We start from the raw sequence: 24,919 nt of genomic DNA on the forward strand, positions 1-24,919 counted from the left end.
CGCCAGCACCAGGCCCGTGTCAGTCACTACAAACGACGCGGACACAGCCCCTGAGCTGGCCAGCAGTCACGGCAAGCACCGTTGCAGTACTAGGGCCTGTCGTTTGGATCAGGCCGGGCTCGCGGGGTCTGGCACGCGCATCTGCGGCGTTGTCGTCACTCGCCGACGCTCCGCGTCGACTCCCTCCTCCGCCTTGCAGCTGCACGCACCAGACCCCGCTCCCTGATCCGGCCTGATCCAAACGACAGACCCTAGGCCTGTCCGCGCGAGCACGGCACACCGCCGTCGGGTCCGCCGCCACACCTCCTCCCCAGGCGGCGGCGGACCCGGCCGTATATCGGGGGCGGACCCGGCCGTATGCCGTAGGGCGGGGCGGCGGGGGCGGGGAGCGGTGGCGGGGAATAAAGCGGAGCCTTTCTCCGGTTGAATACAGGCGGTAGACGTAGAGGCATACCGAGACAGACGTACGCGCACCGCAGTGCGACCAGGGAGGCGGGCCACCGTGGCCGATGAGCAGGACCGGCGAGACGACCAGCACGACCCCATCCGGGCCCGGGCCCTCGGCAGCGCACCGGTGCCCCTGTCGGTCCTGGACCTCGCGACCGTCGGCAGCGGGGTGACAGCCTCCGAGGCGCTGCGGACCACCACCGAACTCGCCCGGCTCACCGAGCGCCGGGGCTTCCACCGCTTCTGGGTCGCCGAGCACCACTCCATGCCCGGGGTCGCCAGCACCTCCCCGGCGGTGATCCTCGCCCATCTCGCCGCGCACACCGAGCGGATCCGGCTGGGCTCCGGCGGAGTGATGCTCCCCAACCACGCCCCGCTGGTCATCGCCGAGCAGTTCGGCACCCTGGAGGCGCTCGCCCCCGGCCGGGTGGACCTCGGCCTCGGCCGCGCGCCCGGCACCGACGGGGCCACGGCCGCCGCCCTGCGCCGCACCGAACGGCTGCGCGAGGGCGCCGACGACTTCCCCCAGCAGCTCGCCGAGCTGACCCGCTTCCTCGACGACGACTTCCCCGACGGACACCGCTACGCCCGTATCCACGCGGTGCCGGGGCCGGTGCAGGGCACCGTGCCCGGGGGGGTCCAGTCCGCCGACCGGCCCTCGATCTGGCTGCTGGGCTCCAGCGGATTCAGCGCCCGGCTGGCCGGGATGCTCGGCCTGCCGTTCTCCTTCGCCCACCACTTCTCCGCGGCCAACACCGTCCCCGCGCTCGATCTCTACCGCGAGACCTTCCGGCCGTCCGCCGCGCTGGACCGGCCGTACGCCTCGATCGGCGTCTCGGCCTTCGCCGCCGAGGACGAGAAGGAGGCCCACCGGCAGGTGCTCACCGGCGCCCTGGCCATGATCCGGCTGCGCACCGGACGCCCCGGCCTGGTGCCGACGCCCGAGGAGGCCGAAGCATACGAGTTCAATGAGATCGAGCGCGACTTCATCAACAGCTGGCTCGCCAACGTCGAGTACGGCACCCCGGACCAGGTCCGCGAGGGGCTCGACGGGCTGATCAAGCGCACCGGAGCGGACGAAATCAAGATCACGGCCAATGCGCACGGCCGTGACGCCCGTCTGCGCTCGTACGAGCTGATCGCCGATGCCTACGATCTCCCGACGGCGCAGACGGAGGCGTAGCCCTAACCGACGTAGCCCTCACCGGACGCCGGGCAGGTGATCATCGTCTGTATGCGGTCCGGCGGCACCGGACGGGAGTAGAACCACCCCTGTCCCGTGTCGCAGCCGATCCGCCTCAGCCGCTCCGCCTGCTCGGCGCTCTCCACGCATTCGGCCGTCACGGTGAGGCCCAGCCGGTGCGCGAGCTGCACCAGCGCCTCGACGATGGTCTCGTCGGCCGGATTCGGATGCTCCTCGGCCCGGAACCCCTGGACGAACGAGCCGTCCAGCTTGAGCGTGGAGACCGGCAGCCGGCTGAGATAGGCGAGGTTGGAGTAGCCCGTCCCGAAGTCGTCGATCGCGATGGGCACCCCCATGTCGCTGAGCCGCTGCAGCGCCTGCAGCGGACGGCCCGTCGACCCCATCACCGCCGACTCGGTCAGCTCCAGCTGCAGCAGATGTGGCGGCAGCCCGGTATCCGCCAGGATCGTGCCGACATCGGCGACCAGGTCGGAGTCCCACACCTGGCGGACCGCCACATTGACGCTGACCACCAGCGGATGGGTCGGATTGGCCAGCTGCCAGGCGCGGGCCTGGCGGCAGGCGGTGCGCAGCACCCACCGGCCCAGCGGCACGATCGCGCCGTTCTCCTCGGCCAGCGGGATGAACCGGTTCGGCGACAGCCGCCCGAACTGCGGATGGTCCCAGCGCACCAGCGCCTCCACCCCCCGGACGACCCCGTCCCCCAGCCCCACCAGCGGCTGGTAGTCGAGCACGAACTCGTCCCGCTCGACCGCCGGACGCAGGGTGCTGGACAGCGCCTGCCGGGTCATCCGATGGGCGTTGCGCTCCGGATCGAAGAGCGTCCAGCGCGCCTTGCCGTCCTCCTTCGCCCAGTACAGCGTGGTGTCCGCGGCCTGCATCAGCCAGGTGGTGTGGGTACCGGCCGCGGGCCGCTCCACCACGCCGATGCTCGCCGACACCGACAGCCGCTGCCCGCCCACGTCGAACGGTTCCTGCAGGGCGGCCAGCAGCGACCGGGCGAGGTCGCACAGCTGCTCGGTGCCGGTGGAGTTGCGGACCAGCAGGGCGAACTCGTCCCCGCCGAGCCGCGCCACCAGATGGCCGCCGGGCGCGGCGCATTCGGTGAGCCGCTGGGCGACCGCGCCGAGTAACCGGTCGCCGACCCGGTGGCCGAGGGTGTCGTTGACCGCCTTGAAACCGTCCAGGTCGAGATAGCAGAGCCCGATCCGGCCGGTGCCCCCGTGGTCGTAGGTGGCCGCCTCCAGCGCCGAGGTCATCCGCTCGAAGAACAGGCTCCGGTTGGGCAGCCGGGTGACCGGATCGTGCATCTGCAGATGGCGCAGTCGCCCCTGGAGATCCCGCTGATCGCTGATGTCGGCCATCGACAGCAGCAGACTGCAGCTGTCCGGCGCGGGCTCGATGGTGATCTCGGCCCACAGGGCATGGCCGTCGGCGCGCAGCAGGCGCCGGGTGCGGCGCAGCCGCGCGAGACGGCCGCCCAGGACGTCCCGGTACTCCTTCCAGGTGCGCGGATCCTCGCGCAGATTGGCCAGATCCGCCGCGCTGCGGGTGGTCAGCACGGCCGGATCGGTGCCGAGCAGGGCGCCGAGCGCGGGGTTGGCGTCGCGCACCCTGCCCTCGCGGTCGACGACGGCCATGGCGAGGCGCGCCACGTTGAAGGCGGCGCGGTAGTCGCCGGGTGCGGGGCCCGGAGCCGGGTCGGCGCCCGGGGGCGCGCCTGGCGCTGAGGGAGTACCCGGCGCTGGGGGCGTGCCCGGGGCTGGGGGCGCGCCCGGCGCCGACGGCGCGCTGGTGGCCGGGCGAGGTGCGCCGGCGTCCTCCGCAACAGGGAGAACGCTGGGGGTAGCATCACGCTCTGTGATCGTCGGCAGCGTCGCGCCCAGGGCGCGGCCCTGCCCGTCAGGGATTCCGCTCACCGCTCGCTCCCGCGTGGCGTTCGTTGTGTCCAGGTTGTTCGTACGCATCTTGTTGTCTCACACCGGGTGCCGGGCAGACCGTAATTTCCTGCCTGAAGGGGGATTCCCCGCTGGACATGTGCCGATCATAGGGGCTCGTACTCCGGGCGTTCCATCGACGTCATCGCGCTCACCGCCGCCTTGACAATGTGTTTGGTCGTATCTGTTCGACTCTGCGCGGGCCAACAGCCGCTCTGACCGATTGTGACCGTCTGTTACGTACCCGGATCGCGGCCTCTTCACTCGACCAGCCCATCCCAACAGGGCGTACCCCGCCAATTCGCCTCAGGGTGGAGTGGGTGTTCGGACTACGCCCGGGAGGTCGACATGGTGCGTCCTCAGGTACCCGAGGGGGTGCACCGGCAGCCTCGGTTGCGTCGGACCGGGGCCCTGCTGACCTCGTTGAGCGCGCTCATCGCGACCACCGTGGTGGCGGGCCCCGCTGTCGCGGCCGGCCCCGGCGGACCCTGTGACCTGGAACGTACCGACGCCCACCACTCGGAGGGCCTGGACACCTGGAACTCCCGCTATCCGCGCCCGGTGCGCCGATTGGACGCGGCGATGGTCTTCCTGTCGTTCCCGGACGCCAAGCCCAGGGTATCCCCGGCCCGGCTGGCCACCGACCATATCCCCGCGACCCCCGATTTCTTCAAGCGGGCGTCCTACGGGAAGTTCGCGCTGCGGGTGCATCCGCTGCGGCGCTGGCTCACCATGCCCCAGCGCTCCACCGCGTACGCCATACAGCGCGACTGGAACGCCAAGCGCCGCGCCGCGTATCTGCGCGATGCCATCGCGTCCGCCGATCCGCACCTCGACTTCGGCCGCTATGACCTCGTCTATCTGGTCGCCGACCCCGATGCGCCCGGTGTGGACGCCGACGCGACGAAAGTGGTCAACTTCGAAAAGCCACTGCGCGCCGACGGTGTTGATCTGCGCCGTCTGGTCACTGTTTTCGAACACCATCCGCCGGACCGCAATGTCCTGGCCCATGAGACCGGCCATGTCTTCGACCTGCCCGACCTCTACCACCGGCCGAAGGACACCGACGCCAGCGCCGAATGGGACACCTACGTCGGCGACTGGGACCTCATGGGAAGCCAGTTCGGCATGGCACCCGATCCGTTCGGCTGGCACAAGTGGAAGCTGGGCTGGCTCGGCGCGCGCCAGGTGGCCTGCGACCGCGCCATCGGCCCGCGCCGATACACCCTCCAGCCCCTCGCCGCCCCCATGGGGCGGGGCAGGCCCGGCGCCGACACCCGCACCCGGCTGGTCGTGGTCCGCACCGGGCCCACCACCGCGCTGGCCATCGAGGCGCGTGGCGGTCGCGGCAACGACGCGGGCACCTGCACCGAGGGCGTGCTGGTCTACCGCGTCCACAACGACAAGGCGTCGGGCGACGGCCCCGTCCAGGTGCTGGACGGCCACCCCGCCACCTCCGCCTGCTGGAACGAGTCGGTCTACCCCGAACTCGCCGATGCCCCGCTCGGCGTCGGCGACAGCCTGTCGGTCAAGGAGGACTCCGTACGGATCACGGTGGCCGGCCGCGCCGCCGACGGGGGCTGGACCGTCCGGGTCAACCGCCGGGCGCGGTGATGACGGAGCCGCGCCGATGTCCGGTCGCGCCCATGTCCGGTCGGGCCGCTGACGACGCTCCGCAGATGACCGGGTCGGGCCGCTGACGGAGCCGCTCCGCTGGCCGGGGTGCGCTCATAACCGGTGATCAAGTCGGCTTCGAGGTGCCGCTTCGAGACTGTGGGCCCCTTTCCGACGTCGGGCGCCCGGGAGTTGAGAATGCCGCGACACGCGAATCTGGCCGAGGCCCTGAAGGAACGGGCCCTCCGGCACGCCGACGGTACGGCGCTCGCCCACCCCGCCGACGACGGCACCGAACACCGCGTGTCCTACGCCGCGCTCGACGCCCGCGCCGACGCCGTGGCCGCCTGGCTGCGTGCCCGGGACGCTGCCGGCCGCCGGGTGCTGCTCGCCATGGACCCCGGTCCGCACGCCGCGGTGGCGCTGCTCGGCTGTCTGTACGCGGGCGCCGTCGCGGTGCCCGTGCCCGCGCCGTCCGCCTCCCGGACCGATGCCGAGCGCATCGACTCGATCGTCCGTGACGCCGCCGTGGACCTCGTCCTCACCGAGACCGCCCACGCCACCGAGACCTCCCGCAGGCTCTCCCGGGTCGGCCGCGCCGGTCTGACCTGCCTCGCCGTCGACGGACTCCGCCCCGACGCGTACGACGGGGCGTCCCGGCAACCCGTCCGCACCACCGCCGACAGCCTCGCGCTGCTCGCCTACGACTCCGGGCCCGCCACCGCCCCACGTGGTGCCCTGCTCACCCATGGCGGCCTTACGGCGGCCATGGCAGGGCTGCGGCGGACGCTTGGCACCGACCGCCACTCCCGGATCGGCGGCTGGCTGCCCCGCCGCCATGCCCCCGGGCTGATCGGGCAGGTGCTGCATCCGCTGTGGCTGGGCGCCACCGCCGTGACGCTTCCGGCGGAGCCGTTCCGCACCGATCCGCTCGGCTGGCTGCGGGCCATCAGCCGCCACGGCATCACCGAGACCGTCGCGCCCGACATCCTCCACGCCCGCTGCGCCGCCCTCCTCGGCGACGAGCCACCGGCCGGGCTCGACCTCTCCCGCTGGCGCACCGCGCTGAACGCCGGGGAGCCGGTCTCGGCCGGAACCATGGCCGCCTTCCCTCACCGCTGCGCGCCCCTGGGGCTGCGCCCGGGCACCCTGGTGGCCGGATACGTCCCGGCCGAGGGGTCCCCGGTGGCGCTGGCCACGGGGCGCGCACCGGTGCCGGGCGCGGACTTCGCCGTCGTGGACCCGCTGACCGGGCGCCGGCTGCCGGACGGGGCGCCCGGGGAGATCTGGGTGCGCGGCCCCGCCGTCGCCACCGGCCACTGGGGCGGTCCGCCGGACACCGCGCTGCTGTTCGCCGCCCGCGTCGCCGAGGGCCCGGGCGGCTTTCTGCGCACCGGCGACCTCGGCCTTACGGTGAACGGACAGCTCCGGATGACCGGCCGGCTCCGTGACGCGCTCCTGGTGGACGGCCACACCCTGCATCCACAGGACGTGGAGCGCGAACTGCTGCGCTGCGCACGGGCGCTGGGGTCGGCCCGGGTGTTCTGCGCCGGGCCCGGTGCGGGGGCGTTGGTGGTCGTTCAGGAGGTCGTCCGTACGGCGGGCGGGGTGCGCACCGGGCTGCCCCGGCTGGCGGCGCGGATCCGCGCCCTGATCGCGGAGGAGTTCGGCGTCGTGACCGGCGCGCTGCTGCTGGTGCGCCCCGGCACCGTGCGCGGGGCGGGAACCGCCAAGGTGCGGCGCGCCCTGCTGCGCGAGCGCTATCTGCGGGGTGAAGTGCGGGCCCTGCACGCCGAGTTCGGACCGGAGGCGGGTGAGCCCTGCCGGGGTGGTGCGGCATGACAAGGGGGCGCGCGGTCGCGCCCGCGCAACGGGATATGCGTTCGACGGGCGCATTTGCCCGCGAATCTATGGAAGGGTCACGAGAGCGCGGGAATAATCGGCATGCGGGGTGATGACGGGGCGGGGAAAGCAGGGGGCGGGATGGTCCGGGTGCTGATCGCGGAAGACATGCATATGTTGCGCAAGGCCCTGGTCGCCCTGCTGGAATTCGAACCGGATATCGAGGTGGTGGCCGAATTCTCCAACGGCGCCGATATCCTGCCGCGCGCCCGTGAACTCCGCCCGGATGTCGCGGTGCTCGACATCGATCTGCCGGGTATGGACGGGCTCACCGCCGCGGCCGAGTTGAGATCCGCCGTGCCCGAATGCCGCACCATGATGCTCACCAGCCTCGGCCGCCCCGGAAATCTGCGCCGGGCGCTGGCCGCCCATGTCTCCGGCTTTCTGCTCAAGGACAGCAGCCCGGACAAGCTGAGCGAGGCCATCCGCGCCGTCGCCCGGGGCGAGCGGGTGATCGATCCACAGCTGGCGCTGGCCGCCCTGGACGACGGCCCGCAGCCGCTGACCCCACGTGAGCTGGAGGTCCTGCGGTTCGCCGCGAGGGGGGAGGAGTCGGCGCAGATCGCGGCCAAGCTGTTTCTGTCGGTGGGCACGGTGCGCAACTATCTGACGTCCGCAGTGACCAAGCTGGATGCCCGCAACCGGGTCGACGCCATCCGGATCGCCCGCGAGGCGGGCTGGCTGTAGAACGCGTCCGGCCCGCACGCCCGTCAGGTTCTCGCGCCCGTCAGGCCCTCACGCCCGTCACGCCGTCACGGTCGGCCCCGGGCCGTACTCCTCCTTCGAGTCCTTCGAGTCGCGCTCCCGGCCGCTCCGCGGTGGCGCGTCCACGGACACATCCAGCTCCGCCCGTAACTCGAACCAGCCGTCCGGCCGTACGCCCGCGCGCAGCCGTCCGCCGAGGTTCTCCACCCGGACCCGGAGGTTGCCGATTCCGCTTCCGCCGTCCGTGCTGTCGGTGCGCAGGATCGTGGACGGCCGGCCGACCCCGTCGTTGACGAGGGTCAGCCACACTTGGCGCCCGCTCCGCCGTGCCTCGATCGCACAGTGGTCGGCCTTGCTGTGGCGCAGCACATTGGTCAGCCCCTCGCGCAACACGCTCGCCAGCACCGTGTCCACCAGCTCCGGCAGCGGTCCGCAGTCGATCTCGGACGTGGCGCTGATACCCGCCGCGGCCAGCATCGAGCGGGCCGTCGCCGACTCCGCCGACAGCGACATCTTGCGATAGCCGCTGGCCACGGCCCGTACGTCGGCGAGGGCCTGACGGGAGGTCTGCAGGATCTCCGAAAGCTCCTGCTGGGCGCGGGAGTTCTGCCGGGGCACCAGCCGGTGTACCAGCTCGCATTTGAGGGTGATGGTGGACAGGCTGTACCCGAGCAGATCGTGCACATCCCGGGAGAACCGCAGCCGCTCCTGGGCGACCGCCAGCCGGGCCAGCTCCGCCCGGGACCGGGACACCTCGGCGACCAGCCCGGACAGCCGCGAGAGCCCGAAGACCACCAGCCCGGTCAGCGCGGTGGAGACCGAGGTGTAGGCGACCTGGCCCCAGCCGAAGCCGACCTGGAACAGCAGCACATCCGTGCACAGCAGGATGGCCGCGAACGCGGGCCACGCCAGCGCCGGTGCCAGCACCAGCAGCGAGGAGCCGGCCAGAAAGCCCGGCATGCCCAGCCAGGCGTGTTTGAAGACCGCGAAGGGGGCGAAGGTCAGCACCGCCTGGAGCGCCAGCGTCCGGCGCCGTGCGCCGCTGAGCCGGGGCGCGAGGCCGGGGAAGGAGTGCAGCAACTGGAGGCAGAGCAGCATGGTCATCGGCAGCAGCGCCAGCCCGAGCATCGCCGCGTCGACCGACTTGCTCGAACGATTGCCGTCGACCACATAGGTGACGGCCACGGAGAAGTAGCCCACCAGCACGAGGACCGTGATGACGACGGCCAGGCGCGGCGCCAGATTGTCGTGGTGGCGCGGTGGGTGGTTCCCGGCATCGTCGGGCAAGAGGCTCCCCTGCACTCGTCCTCCGGATGGTCGGGCCGGATTGGGCGGCTTGCCCGAGAGTATCCGATCTTTACTCGGGGTGGAGAGGCCGCGTGGAAGGCTCATGGTGTACGCAGAGTTACGCGTTATCACGGGGGATCACAGGAAAAACGGAATCGGGTTGAGATCCGCATAGGGCGTGGGCCCCGGCAGCCGTCCGAGCGCGACCGGGACGTCGAAGAGCCGACCGGGCGCGAACCGGGCCCAGTGCGGGCGCATTCCGGGCACCAGCACCTTGGCCACCGGCAGCCCCACATCCGGCCGGGTCTGGTCCAGCACCAGCAACTCCATCCCGCGTTGCCGCACCAGCTCCCTTACGGCGGCCGGCGCACCGCCCTCCGGGAGGCCGGATATCCCCGGGGGCGGTACGGCGGCCGGATCGGGCGTCAGATACGGGTGGTCGGCCAAGGCCGCGGTACGGAACCAGTGCAGCGCCTCGGGCTCGGCGGCGCCGTAGCCCCCGCCGTCGGCGCGGGCCTCGACCACCGCCGGGAGCATCTGGTTCAGCTCGGCGAAGGCGTGGCACAGCGCGGTGTGCCGGTCGAAGTGGGCGCCGAAACCGAGGGTGATGTCCTCGGCGGGCTTGTCGAGGCGCCGGGAGAGCGCGGCGACCACCGGGATGCCGAAATCCGTGGTGAGGTCCAGGGCCCACACCTCGCGTCGCAACCCCCGGTGGGCGGCGCGCACTTCGGCCAGCCACGGGTCGTCGAAGGCGTCGAGGGCCACGGCGGGCTGCCGGGTGCGGTTGTACCACCACAGGGCGACCGCGTCCCGCTCCACCAGTTCCAGGAAGCCCCGTACGACGGCGTCGGCCAGCGTGCCGCCTGCCGCCGTGCCGTTGGAGTCCGCCCGGCAGCAGCGGTGTCGCGGTGGCTGCGGGGCGCCGTAGTACAGCAGCGCGGTGGGCAGCAGCCGGTGGCGCTCGGCGGTGAGCGACCACACCGGGGTCCAGTCCAGCTCCGCGCCCTCGTCGAACGGATCGCGGATCCGGTGACGCGCGGGGAGGGCAGGGGCGCGGAACTGGCGCGGGTCGAAGAGCTGGACGGTGTCCGGGTGCACCGCGTCGTCCGGGTTCAGATCGCGGTAGCGGGCGCGCTGCCGCGGCTCGTCCCCCTGGAAATGGCCGCTGTAGTGCTCCAGGGCCTCGCACAGCGCGCTCGCCCGCGCCTGTTCGGCGGTGCGGCCCTTACCGTGGGCGGACGCCCGCAATCCCGCCCTTACGGCGTCCAGGCCGCTCTGGGGGCCCGCTCCCGCGTACGAAGGGTGGCGGGCGTGGAAGCAGTTGAGGACGGCGGGGCCGCGCGGATCGCGCCGGATCTCGGTGACCAGCCCGGTGACCGGGTCCACCAGATGCCCGTAGCGCTCCATGATCCGGCGCGGGGAGGTGCCGGTGCCGGTTTCGGCCAGCGGCTCCCGTGGCGACGGCAGCGCCAGGGGCGCCCGTATCCGGGCCGCGACCAGCGCCGGATCGCCACAGCCGGCGCACTGCGGGCGGCGGGAGAGCGGATGGCGGTCCACGGTGGCGGTGAGGCTGTCCAGGATGCGCAGCTCCCGCTGGCCCGGATGCCGGTGCCCGGCCAGCCACTTGGCGGCCTCCAGGGCGGCGAGCTGGAGCGCGGCGGCGCGGCTGGCGGGCAGGGAGGCGGGCGGGCGCGGCACCGGTCCGGGGCGGCCGAGCCGGCGCTGGAGATACGCCTCGGCCTGCCGTCCGCGCCACAGCCGGTCGGCCAGGCAGACCCAGCACGGGTCGTCGGGGGCGCCGAGGAACGGGCCCAGCCACGCCTGGGTGCCCACCGGTTTGACGGGGAGCCAGCGACGGCCGCCGGCGCGGTGCGCGGCGTCCACGGCGGCGAGCCGCGGATCGAGGTAGTCATCGCACACCACAAGGGTGAGTTCTGGGTCGTCATGTTGACGGGGGGCGATTTGACATATCTCTCGCCGAGGGCTAGAGACCCCGGACGCCGTCGGATCGCCGTCCGCCGCCTTCCCGTCCGCCGCTTTCCCGTCCACGGTCCTCAGGTCCGCGATCCTCAGCCCCGCGGCGCGCAGCGCCCGGACCACCTCGCCCGGGTCGGCCGAGCCGAGGACCAGCGGGGCCACGGCGGGGCGGGTGGGCCGGGACGTGGGGGCCGGGGCGGAGCCGCCCGCGGTGTTCAGCCCGGCCAGCTCCCAGTACGCCTCCTCGGGGGTCCAGGCGTGGTCCCGCTCGGAGACCAGCCCGGCCGCGCGGAGGCGGGCGATCACGCGCTCGGCCTGCCCGGCCGGGACCGCACCGGGCGGACCCGCGGCGCCGGCGGGCGCGGCGGCCTCGGTGAGGATGTGGGCGAGGTCCCGCGACCCGTCGAGCAGCGGCGCGAGCGCGGCGATCGCCCGCCCGTGCAGCGCCGTGACCCCGTGCTCGGAGACGAGATACACGGCCTCGCCCGGCACCGGCTCGACCCGCAGATGTGGTGTGAAGCCCAGTTCGCCGGTCATCGGCCGGTCATTCGGCGCCGACGGTGCAGATGCAGATGGCGGGCGCGCCGATGGGCCAGGTGGCGTCGGAGAGGTCCTCGATGACCAGATCGTCGTCCTCGGCGGGCGGCTGAACGGTCTCGGCGGCGGTCCCGGCGCGCTGGGTGATCCTGGCGCGCTCGGCGATCTCGACGACCCCGGTGACTCCGGTGACCTCGGTGTTCTCGGCGGAATGAGCCAGGGTGGCGGGGCTCGTGGACTCATGTGGGACGGGCGTATCGGTCATCGCGGACTCTCTCATCGCCAGGGTGTGAATTTGTCATGGTGCGGCGCTCTGGAACTCATATCGAGCTCGTTACTCCGGCACTGGCCGCACAGGTCGCCCACAAGCGAGGCTCTTAAATGCCTCGGTGGCAGGCCGCGCGGCCAGGAGGCACTTGACGGACCGTTGACGGAGGTACACGACCATGGACATCAAGGTGTTGGGGCCGCTGAGCGTCGAGGCGTGCGGTCAGTCGATCGTGCCCAGCGCGGGCAAGCCGCGCCAGATCCTTGCACTGCTTTCCGTCTACGCCAACCAGATGCTGCCGGTGCCCACTCTTATGGAGGAAATCTGGGGCACGCAGATGCCGCGCAGCGCGCTCACCACTTTGCAGACCTACATCCTGCAGCTGCGCCGAAGGCTGGCCACGGCCTATGGCCCGCAGGCCCCGCAGGCTTCCAAGGACGTCCTGGCCACGCGCTACGGCGGATATGTGCTGGAGGCCCAGCCGGGCGCGGTGGACATCCATGAGTACGACCGGCTGGTGGCCGCGGGGCGGGACGCGCTGGACGCCGGGGACGATGTCCAGGCGTCCCTGCTGCTGCGCGAGGCGCTGGCCGTCTGGCGCGGCCCCGCGCTGGTGGATGTGAAGGTCGGGCCGGTCCTGGAGATCGAGCTGGCCCGTTTGGAGGAGAGCCGGCTCGGCGTCCTGGAGCGCCGTATCGAGGCCGATCTGCGGCTGGGCCGCCATGCCGAGCTGCTCACGGAGCTCACCGAGCTGACCGCCCGTCATCCTCTGCATGAGGGGCTGCACGCCCAGTGCATGGCCGCTCTCTACCGCGCGGGCCGCCCCTGGCAGGCGCTGGAGGTCTACCAGGGGCTGCGCGCCAGACTGGTCGAGGACCTCGGGCTGGAGCCGTCGCCGCGGCTGCAGAAGCTCCAGCAGGCGGTGCTCGCCTCCGACCCGGCGCTCGATCTGGACCTGGACGGCCACTGGCGCCGCCCGGTGCTCGACCTGTTCGCCGCATAGATCAACAGCAAACAGCCAACAGTCCACGGCCGAATAGTCCCCACAGCCCCGACACCGCCCCTCGTCCGGAGCCCCGTAAGTCCCCGGCCAACCGTCCCCGTTCGGCGAACCATCGTCCGGCGAACCATCCCCCCAAGAACGCCCGGCGCCGCCCTTCAGCCGGGCTTGCTACGGCTCCGCTGCCCGATCCCCCCGCGCGGGCAAGCGGAGCCGTAGTGCGTCCAGGGGAGGTCACAGGCGCCCGATGCCCATGCCCTGGAGCTCGACCAGCAGGAGGCGCGATGACGCGCGAGATCGACACCGATGTGTGCGTCGTCGGCGGCGGCCCGGCCGGTCTGGTGCTGGCGCTGCTGATGCTGCGGTCGGGGGCTCGGGTGACCGTGGTGGAGTGCGCCCGCGCGCATCAGCGCGTGTTCCGCGGTGAAATCCTCCAGCCGGGCGCGATGGCGCTGCTGGACGCGCTCGATGTACTCGCCGGCGCACGCGCCCGCGGCGCCCATGAGCACGACCGATTCGTGGTCGTCGAGGGCGAGCGAGTGCTGCTGGAGGCCGACTACCGGCTGCTTGCGGCCCCGTACGACCACCTGTTGAGCGTTCCGCGCCCCCATCTGCTGGATGAGCTCCTCGCCCGCTGCCGCCGCTGGCCCGGCTTCCGCTATTTGCCCGGACGGCGGGCCGGGGCCCTGCTGTGGCGGGAGCAGCGGATCACCGGGGTCATCGCCGAGGGACCGCCGGGCCGCTGTGCCGTACGGGCCCGGGTCGTCGTCGGCGCGGACGGCCGGTTCTCGCGGATCCGGCGGCTGGCGGGCATCGGGGCGGGCCGCGCCGACGCGTTCGCCCAGGATGTGCTGTGGTGCACGCTCATCGCGCCCCGGGAAGAGCCGCCGGTCCGCGATGTGCGGGTGTTCCGCACCGGCGGCGGCCCGGTGCTGGTCTACGGCTCCTGGCCGAACCGGATCCAGATCGGCTGGACCCTGCCGCACCGGCGCTACCGCCATATCGCCGCCCTCGGCCTCGACCATGTCAAGGAGCGGCTGGTGCGTGCCGTGCCGGGGTACGCCACGCTGATCCGCGATCAGATCCGTACCCCGGCCGACCTCGGTGTGCTCGAGGTCTTCTCCGCACGCGCCAAGTGCTGGGTCGCCGACGGGCTGGTGCTGATCGGTGACGCCGCCCATACCCACAGCCCGATCGGCGCCCAGGGCATCAACCTCGCGGTGCAGGACGCGGTGGTGCTGCACCCCCTGCTGGTCCGCGCCCTGGCCGAGGGCGACACCAGCGCCGAGCGGCTGGCGGAGTTCGAGCGGCGCCGCGGGCCCGATATCGCGGCGGTGATGCGGATGCAGACCCTGCAGAGCCGGGCGATCCTCTCGCAGGGCGCGTTCACCACCCGGGTGCGCCCCCGTCTCGCGCGGGCGCTGCGTCGTACGCCGCTCTATCGCAAGATCCTGCAGCGCATGGCCTACGGCAACCCGTCGATCCGCATCGCCGACGCCGGAGTGTGCGGCCGGACATGACAGCCTGGAGCGCGATGGCGGGAAACCCTTCCTGCACCGGCTTCTCGCCACCCCGGTTTCGACCCCCTATGCCGCACCGCCTAGGTTGAGGCCATGCACACTGTCGTGATCCTGGCGCTGGACCAGGTCGTCCCCTTTGATCTGGCCACCCCGATCGAGGTGTTCAGCCGCACCCGGCTGCCCGACGGCCGGGAGCCCTACCGGGTCCGGGTCTGCGGCCCCGCCCCCAGCGTCGACGCCGGGGTGTTCGCCCTCCAGGCTCCGTACGGGCTCGAGGCGCTCGCCGAGGCCGACACCATCGTCGTGCCCGGCCGCAGCGACGCCCTGCTCCCGGTCCCCGACGAGGTGATCGACGCGCTGCGGGACGCCGCCGACCGGGGCACCCGTATCGCCTCGATCTGCTCCGGGGCCTTCGTCCTCGCCGCCACCGGGCTGCTCGACGGACACCGCGCCACCACCCACTGGCTCGCTGGTCCGCTGCTTTCCGAGCTCCATCCGAAGGTCCAGGTCGACCCGGATGTGCTCTATGTGGACAACGGCCAGTTCCTCACCTCGGCCGGCGCCGCGGCCGGGCTCGATCTGTGTCTGCACATGATCCGGCGCGACCATGGCTCCGCCGTGGCCGCCGACGCCGCGCGGCTGTCCGTGATGCCCCTGGAACGGGAGGGCGGGCAGGCCCAGTTCATCGTTCATGACCAGCCGCCCGTACCGCGCGGATCGCTGTTCGAACCCCTGCTGCGGTGGATGGAGGACAACGCCGGACGGGACCTCACCCTCAACGAGATCGCCGCCCACATCGGCATGAGCACCCGCACCCTCAACCGCCGCTTCCGGGAGCACACCGGCACCACTCCGCTCCAGTGGCTGCACCGCGCCCGGATCCGGCAGGCGCAGTATCTGCTGGAGGCCACCACCCACCCGGTCGAGCGCATCGCCACCCAGGTCGGCTTCGGTTCGCCCACCTCCTTCCGGGACCGCTTCAAGCGCGTCGTCGGCACCAGCCCGCACAGCTACCGCTCCGCATTCCAGCGAAACGCGGGATAACCGCCGAGCGGTCCCCTGGGCATCCTCGGGCGCGGGTCGAGGCGGACTCGAGTCACGGCGGCGACCATGGCCTTCTCAGTGGGAACGACCGCGAGGAGCGCCCATGTTGGACCTCGGCCTGGAGGGGCGCACGGTCCTGGTCACCGGGGCCACCGGGGCCATCGGCCGGGCCGCCGCACGCGCCTTCGCGGAGCAGGGCGCCCGGGTGGCGCTCGCCTTCCGGCACCAGCGCGAGGCCGCCGAGGCATTGGCCGCCGAGCTGTCCGGACCGGATCGCGGCAGGGCCTTCGCCGTGCCGTACGCCCTGGACGACGCCGCGTCGCCGCGCTGGGTCGTGGCCGCCGTGGAGGAGCACTGGGGCGGGCTCGACGTACTGGTGGCGGCCGCCCGGCGACGGGGCGCGCGACGCGATCCGCACACCCGGTTCGAGGACGTACCGGAGGAGCACTGGCGGCCGCTCGTCGCCGATGGCTTCGTGCCCGCGGTCCGCACCGTCCAGTGGGCCGTCGCCGGGATGCGCAAGCGCGGCTGGGGCCGGATCGCGCTGGTGGCCTCACCGCAGGCACCGGACGGGGCAGCCGACGGGGAGTTCCACGCGGTGGCGCGGGCCGGGCTGCACGGTCTGGTCCGCGGTCTGGCGGGCGAAGTGGGCGGCGACGGAGTGCTGATCAACGCCGTGTGCCCCGGGCCCACCCCGCCCGACCGGCTGCCTACTCCGCCCGACCGGCCGTCGGCCACCCCCGGGGACATCGCCCGCGCCCTCCTCTTCCTGTGCTCGGCGGCCAACGGCACGATCACCGGCGAAGCGCTGACGCCGACGGGGTGCCGCTGAGCCCGGCGAGGGATGCGATGGGTCGGCTCGGTGTCATGTCCATCGGCCGGGCGGGGCGGTCCGGCCGGCTCGACCTCTGCGGGAGGTGAACCGTGCGCGTCCTCTTCACGACCTGGGCCTCGGGCGCCCATCTCGTCCCCATGGTGCCGCTGGCGCGCGCTCTGCTCGGAGCCGGGCACCAGGTACGGGTCGCGGTGCCGTCCGAATGCGCGGCGGCCGTCGCCCGGACCGGCCTGGTGCCGGTGCAGATCGGTGCCCTGCCCATGGCGGTGGTCAGGGCGCCGGACGCGACGCGGCGCCCGCGCGGCATCTGGCCGACGGACTGGCCGGTGCGGCCCGCCGCGCTCACCCCGGAGCAGCACGGCGTGCTGCGCGCGTTGGGCGATCGGCAGGTGCGGATCGCCGAGGCGATGGCCCAGGGCCTGGTGGCCTTCGCCCGCTGCTGGCAGCCGGAGCTGGTGGTGCATGACGCGAGCGCCTACGCGGGCACGGTGGCCGCGGGGGCGCTGGGGGTGCCCGCGATCGGCCAGCTGTGGGGGAGCGCGGCCGTGCTGCGGCTGGACCGCCAGCGGCTCGAAGGCCCGCCACTGCCCGGCTACGCCCGGCTGATGCGGCGTTACGGCGCCGACCCGGCGCGCGAGCCCGACCTCTGGCTCGACCCCTGCCCGCCGAGCCTCGCGCTGCCCTCGCGGGCGCGGCGGCTGCCGGTGCGCCTCGCTCCGCAGGACGGGCCGTCGCCGCATGAGACGCCGTCGCCTTACGAGGCCCACCGCGCCGGGCCGCACCCCGCGCGCCAGGCCGCCGCGCCGAACGGGCGGCGCGGGCCGGGCGGCCCCAGGCGCTCCGGGCCGGTCCGGGTGTGCGCGGCCTGGGACGACGCCAGTGGCCCGCCGGACGCCGTAAGGGCCGCACTGTGGGCCGCCGAGGCGCGGGGCGTGGAGGTCGTCCGGGTCGGCAGTGCCGCCGAGGGGCGGCCACCCGCCGGGCCGCTGCACCGGGTGCTGCCGGGCTGCCGGGCGCTGCTTCACCAGGGCGGGGGCGCGGCGGTGCTGGCCGCCGCCACGGCCGGGGTGCCGCAGCTGGTCGTCGCGCCCCGCCTCGAGCAGCAGCTGAACGGGGCGCGGCTGGCCCGGGCGGGCGCCGGGATGTATCTGCCCGCCGACGCCCTCGACGGCACGCGGCGCGGGGCGCCGGCGGCGGGCGGTCGGCTGGCCCTGGACCTGTTCACCCTGCTGGAGCAGCCCTCGTTCGCGGCGGCGGCGCACGCCCTGCGGCGGGAGGCGCTGGCGATGCCCGGCCCGGCCGAGGCGGTCCAGGCGGTCACCCGGCTCACGGGCCCGGCGAGGTGAGGGCCGTCGTACGCGGAGGGCCGCCCTCCGTGAAGGACGGAAGGGCCCGAAGGCCACGCGAAAGGCCCCTCACCGAGATGAGGGGCCTTTCGCTGTCTGTGCGCCGCCAGGGACTCGAACCCCGGACCCGCTGATTAAGAGTCAGCTGCTCTAACCAACTGAGCTAGCGGCGCCTGCTGACGTAGGAGACCTTAGCACCCGGACGCCACGGAGTGAAAATCGATAACTTTCAGCCCGGAAAAACGGCGGGTGTGCTGGTCACAGCCGTGCCGACAAGATCACAACCGGCGGCGCGGGCCGCCCTCACACAGGCCCACAGCAGCACCTCGGGACCGGGCAGCCAAGGCTTGCGCACATCGGGCGCGACCAGCCAGCGCGGCGACGGCATGGGGGTGGACTCGCGGGCACCGCACTCCCGGGCGGCGGACTCACGGGTGCCGGTCTCCCGGGCATCGCGCTCCAGGGGCGCCGTCTCCGCCGCATCGGGGTCCGGCGGGAACAGCGGCGGCACGGTCACCGCGTCGCCCCGCCCGTAGCAGAGCAGCGGGGGAGCGGTCGCGCCCCACTCCTCCCAGCCGAGCAGCGCCGGCAGCCGCTGGGCGGTCCCCGGGGTGGTGAAGAGCATGACGCGGCCGCCCCGGGCCGCGACCGGCCCGGTGCCGGGGCCGTCGGTCCATAACCGGCCCACCACCCGGCGGCCGAAGAGCGCGTCCATGCTGATGACGTCGAACGCCGTACCGCACGGCAGCGTCACCGCGGCGGTCGGGGCTCCGGCCCACAGGGCCTGCACACCGCGCGGCGAGGCGCTGGCCGAGGCGAGCCAGTCCGCGCCCGCCGGGGTGACGTAGGCGGCGGTGTGAAGTGCGTCCTGCGGCGTTCTGGTCATGTTTCCACCTTTACCGTCGGCGATGACGGTGTAGAGAGATGCGGCGAAACCGGGACATCGGGTGTCGGCATCGGGTATCTTTCGCCCGCATATGCCCCAGGCTCACGCCTGCCGTCAGTCCGGCAACTCGCCGCTCCGCATCAGCTCACGGCCGAACTCGACCATCTTCTTGGCGTAGTCCTCGGTCCACTCGGCACGCTCGGCGATCACGGCGGGGGTCAGCCGATCGAACCGCCTCGGGTCGGCGAGCTGGGCGGCCGCCATCGCCTGGAACTCCATGGCCCGGTCCGTCGCCGCGCGGAACGCCAGCACCAGCTCCGTCGAGCGGGACAGCAGCTCACGCGGGTCCTCGATCGACTCCAGGTCGAAGAAGTGCGCCTCGTCCGAGGCGGCGGCGGCCGGTTCGAAGAGCAGGGGCGCTGGTTTCAGCCGCCGGGGCGCGGAGCCGTGCCGGCCTTGAGCCGAATCCGGCTCGGGCATGTGATCTCTCCTCCTGGGTCGTGAGGCACCTACGGTTCGCGGTGGTCCTGTTGTCTTCATTGTCGCGCGTAGGGCAAGGGCGCCCCGCCGTACGCCGCCGACCTGGGGTCTCTCCCCACCCCGCCGCCCGCTGAACCATGGCCGGACCGTCGCCCCTGGTGACGCACCGTACGGCCGCCGGGGACGCGTCGCCCTTACGGTCGCCATCGACACGCCGCTACGGCCGCCGCCGACAAGCGCTTACAGCCGCCGCCGACGCGCCGTCACGGCCTTACGGCGGCCATCGACACGCCCTTACCGCGGCGCCGAGACGCCCCTTACCGCGGCGCCGAGACGACCCTGGCGCCGGCCATGGCCGGCGCCAACGCGCCCTTACGGCCGCCATGTCACGCGGTGCTCGGCCAGATGCGCCAGCACCGCGTGGTTGGCCTCCCAGCCGTCCGGGAACTTCACCGTCACGCCCAGCTGCACCGGCTCCGTGGACGGATGCTCGTCCAGCAGTTCGGCCACCCCCGCCCGGCACACCACCACACACGCCTGCCGGTGCCGTGACGTCAGCACGCACAGCCGTCCCGTCTCCAGATGGAAGGCCGTGGCGTCCGGCCGCCCCGACAGCGGGTGCAGAACGACCGTGACCTCGAACTCACGCCCTTGGAGTCGATTGGCGGTGTCGACGGTGACGCCGGAGACCCCGAGCCCCGTCAGCGCCGCCCGGACCGCCGCCGCCTGGTCCCGGTGCGCCGTGCCCACCGCGATCCGGTCGGCCGCGACCGGCAGCGGTTCGTCGGACCGCTCGCTGACCGCCACCGCGCCCCGGTCCAGCAGCCGCCGCACCACCTGGGCCACGGCCGCCACCGCCTCCGGGTCGGTGCGCGGGGTGCGCCGGGCGGGCAGCTCCAGCAGCCCCCAGCCGGACGCGGCGGCCTCGTCCAGCACCCGGTCCGGCCCCGAGCCGTCGGAGGCCACCCCGAAGCTCAGCCGCCGCTCGCCGTGGCCGGTGCCGCTGCGGAAGGGCGTGTACGGATAGAACGCGTCCGAGACCAGCGGCGCGGCCGAGGCCGGAAGCCGCCAGGACACCGGCAGCCGGTGCTGCGGAAGCCGCGGATTGTGCGCGAGCAAGGTGGTGACCGCGCTCGCCGACGGGTCGTACGAAAGCCCCGCCCACTGGTCGGCGCCCACCACGCTGAACGGGTCCAGCTGCCCCGGGTCGCCCACGAACAGCGCCCGCTCGAACAGCCCGGCGACCGCCAGCAGCGCGTCGGAGCGCATCTGGTACGCCTCGTCCACGATCGCGTGCCGCCACGGCTCGACATTCTTGATGTGCGCCCACTTCGCGGCCGTGGAGACGACGATGTCGAGCCCGGCGAGGTCGCCGATCTTCGCGGAGGCGCGGACCGACGCATGACCGTCGAGCACCGGGTCGTACGGATGCGGATCGCTGCTGTGCAGCCGCCCCACCGGAAGCTCGGGGTCCGCCGTGGCCAGCCGGTCCACCAGATCGTCCACCTGGGCGTTGGTCTGCGCGACCACCATCAGCGGCCGCCCGGCGGCGGCCAACTCCCGCGCCGCCCGCACCACCAGCGTCGACTTGCCCGCACCGGGCGGGGAGTCCACGACGACGCCGCGGTCCGCTCCGTGCAGCGTGTCCCGCAGGATCGCCTCGGTCGCGCGCGCCGCCGCGGCCGACGGGTCGAACGGCTCGCCCGCTCGGGCGCGGCCGGCGTGGGCCGCGGCGGCGGCCGGGTCCGCGCCGATCACAGATAGTCCTCCTCGGTCATCGGGTCGGGCTCGAGGCCCTGGGCCGGCGCGGCGGCGTCCGGCGGGCCGCCGTGGGTCCACGGAGTGCTCTCCGCGTCGGGCAGCTCCGGGCCGCCACGCGGGGCGTGCTCGAACAGCGTCCAGCACACCCGGTCGCCCTTCTCGGGCACCGAACCCGGCTCCGGCTGCTTGCCCCGGCCCATCCCGCCGGTCAGCCGCACCACCAGCGCGCGGGCCGGGTCCTCCGCGGCGCCCGAAGCGCCAGCCCCTTCGAGGCCGTCGGACTCGTCGGTGCCACCAGCCTCGTCGGTCTCCGCGAAACCGGCGAACTCCCCGCTCTGCGCCTTGCCGTCGGCCATGACCCGGTGCAGCTTGACCCGCTCGGCCAGATGCGGGCGGTCCTCGGTGCGGACCGTGACCAGCGGGCGTGGGCGTGGCACCTTCGCGTCCGACCAGGCCATCTCCACATCGATCACCTCGCCCGCGAACGCCTCACCGGCCAGCCGCCGCCCCGCCATGACCAGCGGATCGTCCAGCGCCTCATGGGCGTCGAGCTGGGCCTGCGCGGTCTCGCGCGCGGCGAGCTTCTGCGCCGCCGTCACCGCGTCGTCCCGCTTGGGCTGCGGCGGCTCCCCGGCCCGGACCCGGTCCCGGTGGCCGGTGTAGGACCAGCGGTCCCGCTTCCAGCGGTCCGCCACCCGCGCGCCCTCCGGGAGGGCGCGCAGCAGATCCACCCCGCGCCACAGCGCGTCCCAGGTGGGCCGCAGCTGCGACTCGATCAGCCCGCGCAGCTCCGCCTCGGCGAGCCGTAGCCGCGCCTCGCCCCCAGCCACGCCCTGGGACATCTCGGCACGTGCCGCGTCGTAGCGGGACATCGCCGGTGCCAGCAGCTTGTTGTCGAAGGCGGGGTCGGTGGCCGGGCCGGCGGGCGGGCAGCACAGTTGGCCGTCCTCGTCCCGCTCCGACTCCGCCCGCAGCGCCGCCTCCGCCCCCGGTACGCCCTCCGGGGGGTCGATCCAGGCCAGCAGCGAGCCCAGGTGCTGATCCTCCAGATTGCTCTGCCCGGTCGCCCAGTGACGGCTCAGCAGCTCGGTCAGCGACAGCAGCAGAGACGAGCCGGGCACCCGCGACCGCTCCCCGTAGTGGGTCAGCCAGCGGCCGAGCAGCGGCACCCGCGCGGGCGCCGGGAACGGCGTCTCCGGGTCCTGCTCGGCGGTCCGCCGGAACCGCATCGACCGGCCCAGCAGCCGGACGAACGCCACGCCCGCGGCACTCGGCACCAGCAGCTGCGGCGCGTCCGCGCACAGCTCGACCTGGACCGGCACCTTCTTACCGGTCTCCGGATCGGTCTCCTTGCGCTCCTCCAGCTCGACCTGGTCCGCGTACGAGTCCAGATACGGCTGGATCTCCTCCGCGAGCGCGGCGAGGAACGCGAACCGCAGATCGCGGTCGCGCGGCTGGGCCACGATCAGCAGCCGCGGCGCTTCCCGGTCGCTGCCCACCAGCGCCCCGAGCGGCGCCCCCGCCTCACCGGCGGTGGTGAGCGGGACGAATGCCAGCGGGCGCTCCGACAGATGGCGGTGGCGCACAGTGGCCAGGGGCTGGGCCCGCCCCTCCCGGACCGCCTCCATCCGGGCCAGGGTGGTGATCAGCGACATGCCACCGCCTCGGGGCGGGACGCGAGCGCCTCGGCGCGCAGGGCCGCCGCGCGGCGCAGGGCGTCCACGGTGGGGTCGCCGGTGGGGGTGTCGTCGGCGGGACGTTCCATGGCGGCCGTAAGGACGGCGTCCATGGTGGTGAGCCCGCCCAGCTCGCCCCGGACGCCACGGCCCAGCGCCTCGACCCGGCCCGCCGCGCGGGACCGCGTCCGGCAGTGGGCGGCCAGCTCGCACGTGGACAGGCACTCCGGGGCGTACGCCGCGTCCACCGCCTCGACGGCGGCCATCAGCTCCTCGACCGGCCGGGTCGGGGTCCGGCCGTCGTCGGTGAGCCGGAGGTCGAAGGTGGTGCCTTCGGGGAGGGCGGCGGCGATCTCCTCGATCCGGGTCAGCCGGTCGAGCTGCCGCCGGGTGACCGCGAGCTGCTTGCGCACATCGACCATTTCGGCGGTCGGCAGGTTGGAGAAGTCCTTGGGGCAGACGAGCAGCACGTGATGCCGCACCCGGGCCCGCACGGAAGCGGCCTCCGCCGGGGTCACCGAGCCCTCCCGCGCCGCCGCGTCGCCCCCGCCCTCCGGCGGGCGGCCGATCATCGACGCCACCCGCTCCAGCGCCAGGGTGTAGACCGCCGACTGCCGGGCGGCCGCGCCCACCTTGGCCGGGTCGGCGGAGCCGTCCACCATGGGGAAGGACTTGATCTCGACGACCGTCCACGACCCGTCGGGGTGGACCACGACCGCGTCCGGCTCCAGGAACGCGGGCGAGCCCGCGACGTCCAGGCTCACCATCGGATGGTCCAGCAGCGCCCAGCGCCCCGCCTCCGTGGCCTCGCGCAGCGCGAGCGCCGTACGGGCCGTGCGGCCCTGCGGCCCGGGCGCGGTGAGATCGGGGGTGGCGACGGCGCCGGGACCGGGTGCCTCCGAGCCGTCACGCAGCCGCTCATGCAGCAGCCGCACCAGGTCAGCGCCGCCGTCCGCCTTGACCCGGGCCTCGAAGGAGTTGCCGCGCTGATGCGCGAACTGCGACTGCCCGAAGTTCGCGGGAGCCCCCAGCGCCGACGCCAGCGCGCCCTTGTCGACCCCGGCCCCGTCCAGCAGCGCGCGGCGGCGGCAGCCCGGGTTGGCGGCCAGCGCCGCCAGCGCGCGGGCGTCCATCGGATGGGGAACGGTGGCCGGGCCGCGCAGCTCAGCGAGCCGCTGCCGCAGCCCCGTCGCCTGCCGCGGGGGCCGAGCCGTCCGCAGTGGCTCCCCGGCCGCCTCCGGTACTGGCACCGGCTCCCCGGCCGCCGTCGTCCGCGGCACCGTCGGTGCGTTGCCTGTCCGCGCCCCTGCCCTGCTGTCGGGGGATCCGTTCCCGTTCACGCGCCGAAGTCTCGCACTTGTCACCGACATTCGCGGGCACACCCGCGTTTCGGGAGGCGGGGACGGTCTCGCGGGCCGGGCGCAGGCGGGTGCGCAGCGTCTCCGTGAGCCGCAGCGCGGGGCCCGTCAGCAGCGCCCCGAGCCCCATGGCGGCGGCGCCGGCGGCCGCGTCCAGGAAGTAGTGGTTGGCGGTGCCCATCACCACGAGCGTGATCGCCAGCGGATAGGCGACCGCGCCGATCTTGGTCCATGTCGAGCGTCCGTGCCGCCACAGGGCGACGCCGGCCCACAGCGCCCATCCCACGTGGAGGCTGGGCATCGCCGCGTACTGGTTGGTCAGCCCGCCCAGTCCGCGCGGTGCGCTGGCGTCACCGCCCCACCAGCCGTACGAGCCGTACTGCGCCATGGTGTCGACGAAGCCGTGGCTCGCCTCCAGAAGCCGCGGCGGGCACGTCGGCAGCAGCGTGAAGCCGACGAGCCCGATGATCGTGGAGACCAGCAGCCAGGTGCGCAGAAAGCGGTAGTCCGACGCCTTACGGCGCTTCCACATCCACATCAGGATCGCGGGGGTCAGCACATAGTGCAGCGAGGCGTAGGCGAAGTCCGCCGGTATGCCTATCACCGCGTGGGCCGTGAACAGATCATTCAGCGGCGACTCGAAGTCGATGTTCAGACGCTGTTCGAAATGGAGGATCGCCAGACCATGGTCGACGGCGGTGGAAACATCGCCGCGGGCCAGCAGCCGACCGGCCGAGTAGGCGGCGTACACCACCGCTATGAGCGGCAGTTCGGTCCACCAACGGGGCCGACTGCCCTGTGCTGCTCCGGCACGGGGCACCGTATGGGGCATTCGGACGCTCTCCAAAGTTCAGGCGGCCACAAAAAGGCGCGCGGTCAACCGTACGGTGTAGGCGAAGCGACCAACGCACCGCCCCCGTCCGCGAGCGGCGCCCACTGACGGAACCCCCCGGCGGACTCGCGCGCAGCCTGGAAGACGCCAGGAGTGCCCCGGAGGTTGCCTGCCGATCACATGCGCGATGATGGAGGGATGGCGATCGGCCATGTGCCGGTCCCGAAGAGTGCATGAAACCGCAGGCAGCGGCGTGTAATGGCGCACGGCGGCGCGGCGGTGCGGAACCGGTGAAAGAAGGCA

The 24,919-nt window shown here is 73.5% G+C and carries 19 protein-coding genes and 1 tRNA gene; 9 read left to right on the forward strand and 11 right to left on the reverse strand.

Features of this window, described 5'->3' with window-relative positions; genetic code table 11:
* The first annotated feature begins 502 nt into the window (after nucleotides 1-502).
* Entirely contained in the window at nucleotides 503-1,630 is a 1,128-nt protein-coding gene (locus ACFYOY_RS34715; RefSeq protein ID WP_351889861.1) for an LLM class flavin-dependent oxidoreductase, read from the forward strand.
* 2 nt (nucleotides 1,631-1,632) lie between these two features.
* On the opposite strand, the gene ACFYOY_RS34720 is transcribed toward ACFYOY_RS34715, so the two are convergent.
* A complete protein-coding gene (locus ACFYOY_RS34720) occupies nucleotides 1,633-3,618 on the reverse strand; it encodes an EAL domain-containing protein (RefSeq protein ID WP_351889857.1) in 1,986 nt (661 codons plus the stop codon).
* 318 nt (nucleotides 3,619-3,936) lie between these two features.
* On the opposite strand from ACFYOY_RS34720, the gene ACFYOY_RS34725 reads away from it, so the two are divergent.
* The 3 genes from ACFYOY_RS34725 (at nucleotide 3,937) to ACFYOY_RS34735 (ending at nucleotide 7,791) form a co-directional block, all read left to right on the forward strand.
* On the forward strand, nucleotides 3,937-5,202 hold the full coding sequence (locus ACFYOY_RS34725; protein ID WP_388591442.1) for a M6 family metalloprotease domain-containing protein: 1,266 nt from the start codon (nucleotides 3,937-3,939) through the stop codon (nucleotides 5,200-5,202).
* A gap of 198 nt (nucleotides 5,203-5,400) precedes the next feature.
* Nucleotides 5,401-7,044 (forward strand): AMP-binding protein, encoded by a 1,644-nt coding sequence (locus ACFYOY_RS34730; protein ID WP_388591444.1) that lies wholly within the window; start codon nucleotides 5,401-5,403, stop codon nucleotides 7,042-7,044.
* Nucleotides 7,045-7,185: 141 nt separating this feature from the next.
* Complete coding sequence (locus ACFYOY_RS34735; protein WP_351889988.1) at nucleotides 7,186-7,791, forward strand: response regulator transcription factor; 606 nt, start codon at nucleotides 7,186-7,188, stop codon at nucleotides 7,789-7,791.
* 57 nt (nucleotides 7,792-7,848) lie between these two features.
* Here ACFYOY_RS34735 and ACFYOY_RS34740 read toward each other — a convergent pair whose 3' ends face one another.
* The 3 genes from ACFYOY_RS34740 to ACFYOY_RS34750 all read right to left on the reverse strand — a co-directional run bounded on the left by ACFYOY_RS34740 (nucleotide 7,849) and on the right by ACFYOY_RS34750 (nucleotide 11,875).
* On the reverse strand, nucleotides 7,849-9,096 hold the full coding sequence (locus ACFYOY_RS34740) for a histidine kinase (protein ID WP_351889842.1): 1,248 nt from the start codon (nucleotides 9,094-9,096) through the stop codon (nucleotides 7,849-7,851).
* Nucleotides 9,097-9,234: 138 nt separating this feature from the next.
* A complete protein-coding gene (locus ACFYOY_RS34745) occupies nucleotides 9,235-11,610 on the reverse strand; it encodes a TOMM precursor leader peptide-binding protein (RefSeq protein WP_388591446.1) in 2,376 nt (791 codons plus the stop codon).
* A 7-nt stretch (nucleotides 11,611-11,617) separates the two neighbouring features.
* On the reverse strand, nucleotides 11,618-11,875 hold the full coding sequence (locus tag ACFYOY_RS34750) for a hypothetical protein (RefSeq protein WP_388591447.1): 258 nt from the start codon (nucleotides 11,873-11,875) through the stop codon (nucleotides 11,618-11,620).
* 181 nt (nucleotides 11,876-12,056) lie between these two features.
* Between ACFYOY_RS34750 and ACFYOY_RS34755 the strand changes: the two genes are divergently transcribed.
* From ACFYOY_RS34755 to ACFYOY_RS34775, 5 genes are all read left to right on the forward strand, one after another.
* Complete coding sequence (locus ACFYOY_RS34755) at nucleotides 12,057-12,881, forward strand: AfsR/SARP family transcriptional regulator (RefSeq protein ID WP_059142046.1); 825 nt, start codon at nucleotides 12,057-12,059, stop codon at nucleotides 12,879-12,881.
* A 281-nt stretch (nucleotides 12,882-13,162) separates the two neighbouring features.
* Nucleotides 13,163-14,398: an FAD-dependent monooxygenase gene (locus ACFYOY_RS34760; protein WP_351889823.1), complete on the forward strand. Its 1,236-nt coding sequence runs from the start codon at nucleotides 13,163-13,165 to the stop codon at nucleotides 14,396-14,398.
* A gap of 93 nt (nucleotides 14,399-14,491) precedes the next feature.
* A complete protein-coding gene (locus ACFYOY_RS34765; RefSeq protein WP_351889817.1) occupies nucleotides 14,492-15,442 on the forward strand; it encodes a helix-turn-helix domain-containing protein in 951 nt (316 codons plus the stop codon).
* Nucleotides 15,443-15,545: 103 nt separating this feature from the next.
* Nucleotides 15,546-16,274 carry an SDR family oxidoreductase gene (locus ACFYOY_RS34770; protein ID WP_351889812.1) on the forward strand — a complete coding sequence of 243 codons (729 nt, stop codon included), beginning with the start codon at nucleotides 15,546-15,548 and terminating at the stop codon, nucleotides 16,272-16,274.
* Between the two features lie 92 nt (nucleotides 16,275-16,366).
* Nucleotides 16,367-17,623 (forward strand): nucleotide disphospho-sugar-binding domain-containing protein, encoded by a 1,257-nt coding sequence (locus ACFYOY_RS34775; protein ID WP_351889807.1) that lies wholly within the window; start codon nucleotides 16,367-16,369, stop codon nucleotides 17,621-17,623.
* Nucleotides 17,624-17,722: 99 nt separating this feature from the next.
* Here ACFYOY_RS34775 and ACFYOY_RS34780 read toward each other — a convergent pair.
* The 7 genes from ACFYOY_RS34780 to ACFYOY_RS34810 all read right to left on the reverse strand — a co-directional run bounded on the left by ACFYOY_RS34780 (nucleotide 17,723) and on the right by ACFYOY_RS34810 (nucleotide 24,616).
* A tRNA-Lys gene (locus tag ACFYOY_RS34780) sits at nucleotides 17,723-17,796 on the reverse strand.
* Nucleotides 17,797-17,852: 56 nt separating this feature from the next.
* Nucleotides 17,853-18,509, reverse strand: coding sequence for a bifunctional DNA primase/polymerase (locus tag ACFYOY_RS34785; protein WP_388591450.1), 657 nt, complete (start codon nucleotides 18,507-18,509; stop codon nucleotides 17,853-17,855).
* 114 nt (nucleotides 18,510-18,623) lie between these two features.
* Nucleotides 18,624-18,989 (reverse strand): hypothetical protein, encoded by a 366-nt coding sequence (locus ACFYOY_RS34790; RefSeq protein ID WP_059142052.1) that lies wholly within the window; start codon nucleotides 18,987-18,989, stop codon nucleotides 18,624-18,626.
* A gap of 372 nt (nucleotides 18,990-19,361) precedes the next feature.
* On the reverse strand, nucleotides 19,362-20,744 hold the full coding sequence (locus ACFYOY_RS34795) for an AAA family ATPase (protein WP_388591538.1): 1,383 nt from the start codon (nucleotides 20,742-20,744) through the stop codon (nucleotides 19,362-19,364).
* Entirely contained in the window at nucleotides 20,744-22,405 is a 1,662-nt protein-coding gene (locus ACFYOY_RS34800) for a hypothetical protein (protein ID WP_388591452.1), read from the reverse strand. The genes ACFYOY_RS34795 and ACFYOY_RS34800 overlap by 1 nt, the downstream gene beginning before the upstream one ends.
* A complete protein-coding gene (locus tag ACFYOY_RS34805) occupies nucleotides 22,396-23,706 on the reverse strand; it encodes a hypothetical protein (RefSeq protein WP_388591454.1) in 1,311 nt (436 codons plus the stop codon). The genes ACFYOY_RS34800 and ACFYOY_RS34805 overlap by 10 nt, the downstream gene beginning before the upstream one ends.
* Nucleotides 23,591-24,616, reverse strand: a complete 1,026-nt coding sequence (locus tag ACFYOY_RS34810; protein ID WP_388591456.1) for a phosphatase PAP2 family protein — start codon at nucleotides 24,614-24,616, stop codon at nucleotides 23,591-23,593. Before ACFYOY_RS34810 ends, ACFYOY_RS34805 begins: the two co-directional genes overlap by 116 nt.
* Between the last annotated feature and the right edge of the window lie 303 nt (nucleotides 24,617-24,919).

The sequence above is a fragment of the Streptomyces sp. NPDC007875 genome, from assembly GCF_042868035.1.
Lineage (GTDB): Bacteria > Actinomycetota > Actinomycetes > Streptomycetales > Streptomycetaceae > Streptomyces > Streptomyces antimycoticus.

Coding starts and splice junctions, on each gene's coding strand:
- ACFYOY_RS34785 (WP_388591450.1), bottom strand. CDS start 18,509: ATGACCAGAACGCCGCAGGACGCACTTCACACCGCCGCCTACGTCACC.
- ACFYOY_RS34750 (WP_388591447.1), bottom strand. CDS start 11,875: ATGACCGATACGCCCGTCCCACATGAGTCCACGAGCCCCGCCACCCTG.
- ACFYOY_RS34735 (WP_351889988.1), top strand. CDS start 7,186: ATGGTCCGGGTGCTGATCGCGGAAGACATGCATATGTTGCGCAAGGCC.
- ACFYOY_RS34765 (WP_351889817.1), top strand. CDS start 14,492: ATGCACACTGTCGTGATCCTGGCGCTGGACCAGGTCGTCCCCTTTGAT.
- ACFYOY_RS34760 (WP_351889823.1), top strand. CDS start 13,163: ATGACGCGCGAGATCGACACCGATGTGTGCGTCGTCGGCGGCGGCCCG.
- ACFYOY_RS34745 (WP_388591446.1), bottom strand. CDS start 11,610: ATGACCGGCGAACTGGGCTTCACACCACATCTGCGGGTCGAGCCGGTG.
- ACFYOY_RS34790 (WP_059142052.1), bottom strand. CDS start 18,989: ATGCCCGAGCCGGATTCGGCTCAAGGCCGGCACGGCTCCGCGCCCCGG.
- ACFYOY_RS34730 (WP_388591444.1), top strand. CDS start 5,401: ATGCCGCGACACGCGAATCTGGCCGAGGCCCTGAAGGAACGGGCCCTC.
- ACFYOY_RS34770 (WP_351889812.1), top strand. CDS start 15,546: ATGTTGGACCTCGGCCTGGAGGGGCGCACGGTCCTGGTCACCGGGGCC.
- ACFYOY_RS34720 (WP_351889857.1), bottom strand. CDS start 3,618: ATGCGTACGAACAACCTGGACACAACGAACGCCACGCGGGAGCGAGCG.
- ACFYOY_RS34810 (WP_388591456.1), bottom strand. CDS start 24,616: ATGCCCCATACGGTGCCCCGTGCCGGAGCAGCACAGGGCAGTCGGCCC.
- ACFYOY_RS34725 (WP_388591442.1), top strand. CDS start 3,937: ATGGTGCGTCCTCAGGTACCCGAGGGGGTGCACCGGCAGCCTCGGTTG.
- ACFYOY_RS34755 (WP_059142046.1), top strand. CDS start 12,057: ATGGACATCAAGGTGTTGGGGCCGCTGAGCGTCGAGGCGTGCGGTCAG.
- ACFYOY_RS34800 (WP_388591452.1), bottom strand. CDS start 22,405: ATGTCGCTGATCACCACCCTGGCCCGGATGGAGGCGGTCCGGGAGGGG.